This window comes from Halovivax sp. (assembly GCA_007119345.1).
GTDB lineage: Archaea > Halobacteriota > Halobacteria > Halobacteriales > Natrialbaceae > Halovivax.
Map to the genome: position 1 here is coordinate 1 of SKPV01000126.1, position 10,297 is coordinate 10,297.

Consider the following 10,297-nt stretch of genomic DNA (forward strand, 5'->3'; position numbering starts at 1 on the left):
CGGCGGACCATCGAGAGGCGAGGGCGGACGGCGGAGAGTCGGCGGCGGACCATCGAGAGGCGAGGGCGGACCTCCGCGTGGTGAACGCTCGGGTGGTGACCCCGTCCGGGACGATCAGCGGCGGCGTCGCGGCCGCGGACGGGACCATCGTCGCCGTCGGCGACGAGTCGAACCTTCCGCGCGCCGAGCGGGAAGTGGACGCCGAGGGCAACTACCTCATCCCCGGGTTCGTCGACCCGCACGTCCACTGGGGGCTCTCGCGATACGAGTACGACTACCACGAGGGCCTCGAGCACGACTTCGAGACCGAGACCCGCGGGGCGGTCCACGGCGGCGTCACGACCGTCGTCAACTTCCTGTTGCAGCCGGAGCCCTACCTCCCGGACGTGGACTTCTTCCGGCGCGCCGGCGAGGAGCACTCCTACATCGACTTCGCCTACCACGCGATCGTCCACCAGGACCACCACGTCGAGGAGATCGAGGCCCTCGCCGAGGAGGGGATCCGCTCGTTCAAGGTCTTCTTCAACTGGTACAAACACGCCTCTCCCGAGCTCGGGATCGACCACTCCGACGCGGGGCGCGTCTATCGGGTCCTGGACCGGGTCTCGGAGATCCCCGGCGGCGTCGTGATGTTCCACGCCGAGAACGAGGACCTGGCGTACGAACGGCGCCGGGAACTCCAGGAAGCTGGGCGCAACGACCTCGAAGCCTGGAGCGAGTCGGCGCCCAACATCTGCGAGGCCATGCAGATCGAACAGATCGGCCGGCTCACCGAGTACACCGACTCCCGGGCGTACGTCGTCCACATGTCCACCGGCGAGGGCGTCGACATCTGCGAGCGCTTCCAGGAGCGGGGCGTCAACCTCCACGCCGAGACGCTCCCGGCGTTTCTCGCGCACACGAAAGACGAGGCGGACCTCGGCGTCTGGGGCAAGATCTCCCCGCCGCTGCGCGGCGAGGCGAGCAAAAAACGCCTCTGGGAGGGGCTGCGCACGGGCGTGGTCGACTACCTCGGCACCGACCACTGCCCCCACAAGATCGAGTTCAAGGAGAAAGGCGAGGGCAAGCACGGCGACATCTGGGAGGCGATCCCCGGGGACAACAACGGCATCGAGTACTTCCTGCCCGTCATGATGCACGAGGGCGTGAACAAGAACCGCATCAGCATGGAGCGACTGGTCGAGGTCTGTGCCGAAAATAACGCCAGGCGGTGGGGACTGTACCCCCGAAAGGGTGCGCTCGCCGAAGGATCGGACGCGGACATGGTGATCGTCGACCTCGAAAAGTCGGCCGTCGTCGACGACGACTTCTACCACACGATGGAGCCTCGCTACTCGACGTTCCACGGCGAGGAGCTGCGGGGACTGCCGACCCACACCATCGTCGGCGGCGACGTCGTCGTCGAGGACGGCGAGCTACGCGCCGAGCCGGGCGGCCGGAACTACCTGGCGCGCGGGCCCGAGGGCGTCGCCCTCGAGTGAGATGGGCGCGATCGTCGGCGTCGTGCTGGCCGCGGGCGAGGGAGGGCGCTTCGCCGCCGCGAAGAAGCTGGCGGACGAGCGCCGGGATGCGAGCGAGAACGGCGCCACGACCGACAACAAGCTGCTCGCGACGGTCGACGGCGAGCCGATCGTCCGCCGCGCCGCCCGGTCGCTCGCCGTCGACGGCGTCGGTCGAACGGTCGCGATCCTCGGGGACGAAGCCAACGCCGTCCGCGACGCGCTCGAGGATGCGGTGGACGAGACGATCGAAAACCCGGACTACGAGGACGGCCAGAGCGCGTCGGTTCGCCTCGGCGCCCGCCGAGCGGGCGAGCTGGACGCCGACGCGGCCGCCTTCCTCCCGGGGGATATGCCGCGCGTGGATCCGGCGACGACTCGGCGCCTGGTCGCCGCCTACCGGTCCGCCGACGACGAACCGGCCGCGATCGTTCCGACGTACGAGGGCCGCCGCGGCAATCCCGCGTTGTTCAACTCGGGCCAGTTCGACGCGCTGGCGTCGCTGTCGGGCGACACCGGCGGCCGAAAGCTGTTCGACCGGATCGAGGTTCGGCGCGTTCCCGTCGACGATCCCGGGATCCACCTGGACGTCGACACGAGGGTGGACCTCGAGCACCTCCGGTGGCCGGGCGGGTGCCGGGACTGAGGGCCGATAGCGGTCGCGGGCTCGGGACCGCGACTCGATCACTCGGTCCTCGCCATCGGCCGGGAATCGATCACTCGGTCGCCGGCCGGTCGTGGATCGGTCCCTCGCGGTCGCGAAGCCGGCCGCCGGCTCGCCCGTTGCTCGCCGCCAGCGCCTCGGAGACGACGCTCAGCGCGATCTCGACCGGTTCGCCGCCGCCGAGGTCGAGGCCGACGGGCGAGGCGATCCGCTCGCGGTCGGTCGCCGAGAGCGTCACGCCCTCGTCCCGGAGGTCGTCTCTGAGCCGGCGGAACCGCTCGCGCGGCCCCATCAACCCGATGTAGGGGGCGTCCGTCTCGAGCAGCGCCTTCAGGGCGAGCCGGTCGTCGACGAAGTTGTGGGACATGACCACGACGTGGGTGCGCTCGTCGACGACGTCGCCGAGGTCGGTCGGGTGGGTGGCGACGACGCGGTCGGCCCGCGGGAACGCCGACTCCTCGGCCTGCGCGCCGCGGGCGGTCGCGACCGTCACGTGGAAGCCGACCTCCCGGGCCAGTCGCGTCACCGGGCGGACGTCCGGCTGGCCCCCGAAGACGAGCAGCCGATCCGCCGGCCGGACGCCGTCGACGAGCAGCTCGACGTCGCCGTCGGCGGTCGAGACGGTGTGCCGGCTCCAGGAGCCGTCTTCGGCCCGCGCTCTCGCGTGGTCGGCGACGCGGTCGAGAATTTCGGCCGGCACCTCCGCGCGGCCGTTGCACTCGACTACCGTCCCGCCCGGTCGGACGACCGACCTGGCCCCCGCGAGGTCCTCGCCGAGCGCGGTCTCGGCTCCGTCGAGGGCCGTGACGAGCGTCCGCGGGTCGCCGTCGTGGTAGGCCGCGACCGGCTCGCGCCAGCACTCGTCGACCGGTTCGACGAGGACGTCGACGATCCCCTCGCAGCCGAGGCCCAGCCCCCAGCCGTCGCCGTCGTCCGTCAGGTCGAACGTCTCGATCCGGGGCTCGCCCGCCGCGAGGACGTCGGCCGCGACGTCGACCAGCGGTCCCTCCAGGCAGCCGGCCGTGATCCCGCCGAGGGTGGTTCCGTCGGCGTCGACCAGCATCTTCGCCCCCGGGCGTCGGTAGGCGGATCCGTCGACCGCGACGACGGTGGCGACCGCCAGCTCCGCCGCGTCGCCGTCGGCCAGCGCGGTCGCCAGGCGCTCGAAGAGCTCGAGCGTGGTGGCGCCCCAGGGGTCCGGCGCATCGCGCTCCTCCATGGGCGGACGTGGTGCGGGAGCAGTAAATCCGTTATCCCCGTTCCTCCCGCCGCGGGGGTCGATCGTCCGGTTCCGGCGGTCGAGCGATCTGCGAAAAAACGCCGCCTCGGACCGCGGTTCTCGGTCGCTCGAAACCCGCGGATCTCGCTCGCTTCGCTCGCTTCGGTCCGCGCTGCTCACGGCTCGCTACGCTCACCGTTCGCATCACCGCGGATCTCGCTCGCTTCGCTCGCTTCGGTCCGCGCTCGCCGCCGCCGGACGAGGTAGTACGCCGCCACGATCGGCTGGAGCACCGGCACCGAGAGGCTCAGGAACGCCAGCCCGAGGTAGACCCCCGGATTGGGGCGCCATTCCAGCCCCCGCTCGGCCACGTAGGCGGCGTCCAGGTGGATCGCGACCGGAAACGCGCCGAGGGCGATGGCCCCGGCGACGGCGACGCCGGTCAGCGCGAGCATCGGGAGCGCGAGCGCGACCCCGATCGCCGCGGCGGCGATGGCGAACAGGGTCGTCCCGAGCGAGAGCGCGATCACCAGCCACCACCCGGACCACCCGGCCGGCGTGGGGAACCGCCGGTGGCGCCGAGCCAGGTAGACCGCGCCCGCCACCGGTCCGATCAGCGCCGCGGTCGCCCCGTTGAGCCCCGGCCGCGGCCGCCAGCGGCCGGTCCGCCCGAGCGCCTGCGCGTCGAGCCCGACGGCGATCGCCAGCGCCACCGTCACCGCGAGGTAGCCGAAGGTGCCCACCAGCACCAGCCCCTCGCCGAGCAGCGGGACGCCCGGATCCGCCTCCCGGAGCACGCCGATCGCGCCGACGCCGATCACCGGCGGGTAGAGGTAGCAGAGTCGCTCGATCGTCCGTCCCCAGCCGATCGACGCGCCGCCCGACATTTTCTCCGTCTTCCCCCCGGCATCTGATACGTCTACCGCTTCCGGCGCTATCGGTCACCGGGTTCCGGCGTCGGATATCGACCCTCCAGTGTGGCGGGCGACCGGATCGTCTTCGGAATCGGACGGTAAACACTCGGTGAAAGAACCGTTTCACCTACCGATAGGAACTCAAGTCGCGGTTTCGTACGATCACGTATATGGCAACCCAGACGCGTCGCGGTCTCCTCGCCGCCACGGCGTCCGCGCTCGCGCTCGCCGCCGGCTGTCTGAGCGAGGAGGGGGCGGATCCGGCCCGCGGCGGGACCGACGACGCCGACTCGTCGGGTGAGGGCGGCGACTCGGGGAACGAGAGCGCCGGTTCCGACGATGCGACGGACGACGACGCCGACCCCGCCGACGACGAGGACGCCGACGACGAGGACGACGCGGCGACGATCGACGCCGGCAACGGCCTGGCGGAGGCCGAGGTCGTCCGCTACGACCACGGGGGCTACCCCGACGAGCCGCGCATCGAGTTCCTGGCGTCCGCCGACGGCGCCCGCGCCTGGGTCGAGGACCACGAGTTCGCGGGCGAGGAATCCGCGGTCGCGGAGGCGCTCGAGGACACCGACTTCGCCGAGGCGGTGGCCGTGGTGGTCGAGGCCGGCGCGCGCGACCTGTGCCACCGGCTGGAGGTGCGCGAGGTCTCCTCGGACGACGGGACGCTGTCGGTCGAGGCCGCGGTCGAAAAGGATCCCGGGGCGGGCGACGTCTGCGCCCAGCAGATGACCGCCGTCGGCGCCGTGGTCCGGGCGATCGCGGCCGACGATCCACCCTCGGCCGCGACGGTGACCGTCGTCGACGACGACGGCCGGGCCCACGAGGTCGTCGTCGGGACGGACCGCGACGACGAGTGAGCGACTCGAGCGGCGATGGGTGAGCGACCCGGGCGACGACGAGTGTACGAGCCGCGCTGAAATGTGAGCGACCCGAGCGACGGCGAGTGAACGAGCCGGGGTGAAATGTGAGCGACCCGAGCGACGGCGAGTGAACGAGCCGGGGTGACGAGCAAACCATCCGAGCGGCGACGACGAGCGAGGAGGCGGTGCGGAGACGCCCGCTACAGCGTCGCTTCGTACGCCTCGAGCGTTCGATCGACGTCCTCGCCGGTGTGGGCGGCGCTGACGAACTGAGCTTCGAACTGATTCTGCGAGAGGAAGACCCCCTCGTCTTTCATCTGCTCCCAGAAGATGCGCCGCCAGCGGTCGGTCTCGGCCTTTTTTACGTCGGCGGCGTTCTTCGGCGGGGTACCGTCCCGGGTGAAGATCACCTTGAAGGTGCTCGCGGCGCCGACGACGGTGTACTCCGGCGCCTGGTCGGCGACGATCTCCTCGAGTCCCTCCCGGAGGCGTTCGCCCAGCCGGTCGACGTGGTCGTAGACGTCGTGTTCGGCGGCGTAGCGGAGCGTCTCGAGGCCCGCGGCCATCGTCACGGGGTGGCCGGAGAAGGTGCCGGCCTGGAAGACGTCGCCCGCGGGGGCGAGGTTCTCCATGATCTCGGCGGAGCCGCCGACGGCGCCGACGGGGAAGCCGCCGCCGACGACCTTGCCGAAGGTGGTCAGGTCGGGCGTGACGCCGAAGTGCCCCTGGGCGCAGCCGAGCCCGCCGACCCGGAAGCCGGTGATGACCTCGTCGAAGACGAGCAGGGCGCCGTGTTCGTCGGTGATCTCGCGGAGGAACTCGTGGTAGCCCTCCTCGGGGTGGACGATGCCGTAGTTGCCGAGGATCGGCTCGGTGAGCACCGCGGCGACATCCTCGCCGTGTTCCGCGAAGACCTCCGTCATCGCCTCCCGGTCGTTGAACGGGACCGGAAGCGTGTGTTCCGCGAAGGACTGCGGGATCCCCGCCGAGGACGGCCGCGGGTTCTCGGCGTCGCCCTCGACCAGCGTCGACTCCTGGGCGCCGTGGTAGCCGCCTTGCATGACGACGATCTTGTTCCGGCCGGTGTACCCGCGAGCCAGCCGGATCGCCGAGACCGTCGCCTCGGTACCGGAGTTGACGAACCGCACCTGCTCGACGCTGGGGACGTGGCGCGCGACGAACTCCGCGAGGTCGACCTCGACCTCGGTGGGGGCGCCGTACATCGGCCCCTCGCTGGCCGTGCGCTGGATGGCCGATCGCACCTGCTCCGGGAGGTCGTGGCCGAGCAGGAGCGGCCCCAGCCCCATCACCCAGTCGACGTACCGGTTGCCGTCCGCGTCGATCACGTGGCCGCCGTCGCCCTTCCGGACGAAGAACGGGTACGGCTCGATCGCGGCCCGGACGGCGGAGTTGACGCCGCCGGGCATGACCGAGAGCGCCCGATCGTACATCGCGCGGGACTCGTCGTGGTTCATGTTCGGCGGTTGGTCGCGGTGGGGGAAAGAAGTACCGAGGTTCGCCGAGCGGCCGACCGGCGCCGCGGCGCCCGGGATCGATTCGCCGCGTCGTCGCTTCGGGCGGCTTCCGCTCGCCCGGACTCCCGGTCGATCCCACCGCGACCCGTACGTTGACGGTGGGGGACCCTCCAGGCGTGGTATGGGAACGACGTTCACGCTTCCGGACGCCCTCGCCCTCCGGCACGTCCACGACCACGCCTGGAACGACGACGGCACCGCGATCGGTTACCTGCGCTTCGACGGCGGCGACACCGACGTCGTCGTCCGCGCCGCCGGCGACGTCGACGGGACGGACCTCGGGTTTCCCGACGACCGACCCGACGCTCGGACGGAGTGCGGGACCGTCTCGGAGCTCGCCTGGCGGCCCGGCGCCTCCGACGAGCTCGCGTTCGTCGCCGACGGCGCGATCGAACGCCTCGACGTCGAGCGCGGGGAGCGGACGCTCCTCGCGCAGGCCCCCGCGGACCACGCCTCGCTCGCCTGGCACCCCGACGGCGACCGGCTCGCCGCGATCCGGGACGGCGAGGCCTGGCTGTTCGATCTCGGGGCGGGATCGAGCCGCGCACTCGGCGCGGGCGATGGCGCCGACGCCGATCGCGGTGACGGCGACGGCGACCGTGGTGACGGCCTCACCGTCGCGTCGCTCTTCGCGGGCACGCCGCTCGAGTGGAGTCCCGACGGCCGCCGCCTGGCGACGATCGTCGAGGCGCCGGCGGACGGCCTCGGGCTGGCGGTCTACGACGTCGACGCCGGCGAGGTCGCCTGGTCGCGCCGTCCGGGGCCCACGGAGGGTCGCGTGATCGACGCGTTCGACTGGGTCGGCCCCGACGAGCTCGTTTACGCCGAGGAGACCGTCGACGGCACCCGCCGGCGGTACCGCGCGGCGTCGGTCGACGATCCCGGTCCGGGGCCGACGATCCTCGCCGAGCGCGACGAGCGCGGGCTGGCCCGCGACCCGATCGTCGGCACGGACGGCGGTCGGTTCGCGACGCTCTCGGCGCGGACCGGCTCCCACCACGTCTACGCCGTGGACGTCGGAACGCGGCGGAGCGTCGTCGCGGCGGACGAGACCGAGGCCGGCCGCGACGCGGAACCGGAACCCGGTTTCGGCGGGCCGGGCGTCGCGCAGGTCACCGAGGGCGACTTCGAGGCCCGCGGCGACGCGCTCGACGAGCCCGCCTGGGATCCCGACGGTCGGCGGCTGGCCCACGTGACCAACGAGCGCGACCCCGGCGAGCGCGACCTCGTCGTCGCGACGGTCGACCCCGATGCGGGGACGGTCGAGGATCGGACGGTGTTGGACGACGAGCCGGGGAACGCGCTCTACCCGGAGTGGGGTCCGGACGGCGACCGCCTGGCGGTGATCCGGTCGGGTCGGACGACGCCCGCGGACGTGCACCTCGTCGACGCCGCGGACGGCGACCTGCGCCGGGTCTCGCGGACCCACCCGGAGCCCGAGGTCTTCGAGTCGTTCCCGGAGCCCGAACCGGTGTCGATTTCCCGGGAACCGGGCGACCGGCCCAGCACGGAGGCCGATGACGGGGCGGGGCCCGACGCCGCGGAGGCGGGGACCGTCCCCGGCTACCTGTACGTCCCGCCGGACGCCGAACCCGGCGACGACCGGCCGGCCGTCGTCTGGTGTCACGGCGGGCCGGTCCGGCAGATGCGCCGCGGGTTCCACCACATGCGATCGTACGCCTTCTTCCACGCGTTCAACCACCTGCTCGTCTCGAAGGGGTACGTCGTGCTCGCGCTGAACTACCGCGGCGGCATCGGCTACGGCCGGGACGTCGAGCACGGCATCCACGAGGCGATCGGGGCGGCGGACGTGGCGGACTGCGTCGCGGCCGCCCGGTTCTGCCGCGAGCACGAGGCCGTCGGCGACCGCGTCGGCCTCTGGGGGCTGAGCTACGGCGGCTTCCTCGCGTGCGCCGTCGCGACGCGGACCGACGCCTACGACTGCGCGGTCAACTTCGCCGGCGTCTGGGACTGGGCCGACTGGGTCCAGTACGCGACGGACCGTCACTGGGGCGCGGGCCGGGGATTCGTCGCCCGCTTCGGCGGCCATCCCGACGAGGCGGACGAGGACGAGGCGATCGGGGAGACCTACCGCGTCGCCTCCCCCGCCTCGTTCGTCGACGATCTCGACACGCCCCTGTACTCGTTGCACGGGACGGCCGACCCCAACGTCCCGTTCGACCAACTCGATGCCCTCGTCGGTGAGTGCGTCGCGGCCGAGCGGGACTTCGAGGTCATGTACTATCCGGCGGAGAACCACATGTTCGAATCGCGGGACACCTGGCGCGACGCGCTGGACCGGGTGCGTCCGTTCCTCGACGAGCACCTGCGCTCGTGAGCGTCGCGGTGGGGTGAGATCAGTCGACCGGGACGAACGGCCCGGTATCGGTTACAATCCGGCTCAACTCCGCGGATACCCGGTCAGACTCGGCTTCCGCCCGATAACACGTCGATCGATACTCGACCGGAGCCGGCCGCCGCTCCCTCGAAGCGAACGACCGCTAGTCCTCCCAGATGTACCAGCCGTCGCCGTCGATCTCGACCACGATTCCGGTGTCCTCGTGCTCCTCTTCGATCTCTTCGCCCATGAACTCGCCCGACATGGACGTCACGAACCGGAGCTCCTCGGCGGCCGTGATCTCGTGGTCGCCGAGGTCGGCCCCGAGGTCGTCGATCTCGTCCTCGTCGAGGGACTCGGACTCCTCGCAGGAGAAGTCGATGTCGAACTCCTCCATCATCTCCTCGTCCTGCTCGCTCATCTCGTACTCCGCGAGCGCCGCCTCGCGGTCCAGGTCCGGATCGTACTCGTACGGAACGTACTCCACGGCGGCCTCGCCGTCGCCCTCGATCGCGGCGTCGAAGAACGATTCCGCGTCGCTACACGGTCCGGAGTCCCCGACCATCGGCAGCGAACCGGTACATCCAGCGACGCTCGTCGCGATCCCTACGGCGGCCGTCGCCTCGAGGACTCTTCGTCGTGATAGTTCGTCGCGCATCGACTCGACCAAGACGAGTGTATTATTAAAACATTTCTGCCGAGTGAGAAATGACTATTGATAATATCTCGCGGACGGACACCTCGAGGTTCCAACTGGTCCGGTCGGCGGGGCACACCCAGCGCGCTCGGGGCGGGCCACGCGGTTGCACCGCTGACGGCCCCGCTCACCGGGGCGGCCTCACAGCACCCGCGCGACGTCCTCCAAGTCGAGCCACCCCTTTTCCGCGGCGGCGTGGAGCATCGCGTACTCGCCGGAGACGTTGTACGCGGCGACGGGGTGATCGAACTCGCGGCGGACGGCCGAGACGACGTCGAGGTACGGGAGCGCGGGCTTGACCATCAGGACGTCCGCCCCCTGCTCGACGTCGAGGGCGACCTCGCGCTCGACCGTTCAAGCCTATGAATTCAGGCGTCTAAACAAAGCCGATCGAAACCCGTTTCGCGAGATGGATCCGGGCCCTACGCCGCCATGCTTGCGTCTCTGACCCCGCCGCTCCCGCCGAGGAGCCGCTCGACCCTGCCGAGCGCGACGTCGGCGCCGATCGCGAGCAGCGCGCCCGGGATCGCGCCGGCGACTATCTGCGGGACGTTGGACG

The 10,297-nt window shown here is 71.5% G+C and carries 8 protein-coding genes and 1 pseudogene; 4 read left to right on the forward strand and 5 right to left on the reverse strand.

Features of this window, described 5'->3' with window-relative positions; all coding sequences use genetic code 11:
- Positions 1–77: 77 nt before the first annotated feature.
- Both QZT59_RS08735 and QZT59_RS08740 read left to right on the forward strand, forming a co-directional pair.
- Positions 78–1,481, forward strand: coding sequence for a dihydroorotase family protein (locus QZT59_RS08735; protein ID WP_394348644.1), 1,404 nt, complete (start codon positions 78–80; stop codon positions 1,479–1,481).
- Between the two features lies 1 nt (position 1,482).
- Positions 1,483–2,145, forward strand: a complete 663-nt coding sequence (locus QZT59_RS08740) for a nucleotidyltransferase family protein (RefSeq protein ID WP_290814351.1) — start codon at positions 1,483–1,485, stop codon at positions 2,143–2,145.
- A 70-nt stretch (positions 2,146–2,215) separates the two neighbouring features.
- Here the strand turns inward: QZT59_RS08740 and QZT59_RS08745 are convergent, their stop codons facing one another.
- Positions 2,216–3,382, reverse strand: coding sequence for an XdhC family protein (locus QZT59_RS08745; RefSeq protein ID WP_290814354.1), 1,167 nt, complete (start codon positions 3,380–3,382; stop codon positions 2,216–2,218).
- A 176-nt stretch (positions 3,383–3,558) separates the two neighbouring features.
- Positions 3,559–4,269, reverse strand: a complete 711-nt coding sequence (locus QZT59_RS08750; RefSeq protein WP_290814357.1) for a hypothetical protein — start codon at positions 4,267–4,269, stop codon at positions 3,559–3,561.
- Positions 4,270–4,466: 197 nt separating this feature from the next.
- Here QZT59_RS08750 and QZT59_RS08755 point away from each other — a divergent pair, with 197 nt between their 5' ends.
- Positions 4,467–5,165 carry a hypothetical protein gene (locus tag QZT59_RS08755; RefSeq protein WP_290814360.1) on the forward strand — a complete coding sequence of 233 codons (699 nt, stop codon included), beginning with the start codon at positions 4,467–4,469 and terminating at the stop codon, positions 5,163–5,165.
- Between the two features lie 203 nt (positions 5,166–5,368).
- Here the strand turns inward: QZT59_RS08755 and QZT59_RS08760 are convergent, their stop codons facing one another.
- Positions 5,369–6,643: a glutamate-1-semialdehyde 2,1-aminomutase gene (locus QZT59_RS08760; protein ID WP_290814363.1), complete on the reverse strand. Its 1,275-nt coding sequence runs from the start codon at positions 6,641–6,643 to the stop codon at positions 5,369–5,371.
- Between the two features lie 181 nt (positions 6,644–6,824).
- Here QZT59_RS08760 and QZT59_RS08765 point away from each other — a divergent pair, with 181 nt between their 5' ends.
- Positions 6,825–9,041, forward strand: a complete 2,217-nt coding sequence (locus tag QZT59_RS08765; protein WP_290814366.1) for a prolyl oligopeptidase family serine peptidase — start codon at positions 6,825–6,827, stop codon at positions 9,039–9,041.
- A 163-nt stretch (positions 9,042–9,204) separates the two neighbouring features.
- Here QZT59_RS08765 and QZT59_RS08770 read toward each other — a convergent pair whose 3' ends face one another.
- Positions 9,205–9,699 carry a twin-arginine translocation signal domain-containing protein gene (locus QZT59_RS08770; protein WP_290814369.1) on the reverse strand — a complete coding sequence of 165 codons (495 nt, stop codon included), beginning with the start codon at positions 9,697–9,699 and terminating at the stop codon, positions 9,205–9,207.
- 192 nt (positions 9,700–9,891) lie between these two features.
- A pseudogene (locus tag QZT59_RS08775) lies at positions 9,892–10,083 on the reverse strand (porphobilinogen synthase); the annotation flags it as partial.
- Between the last annotated feature and the right edge of the window lie 214 nt (positions 10,084–10,297).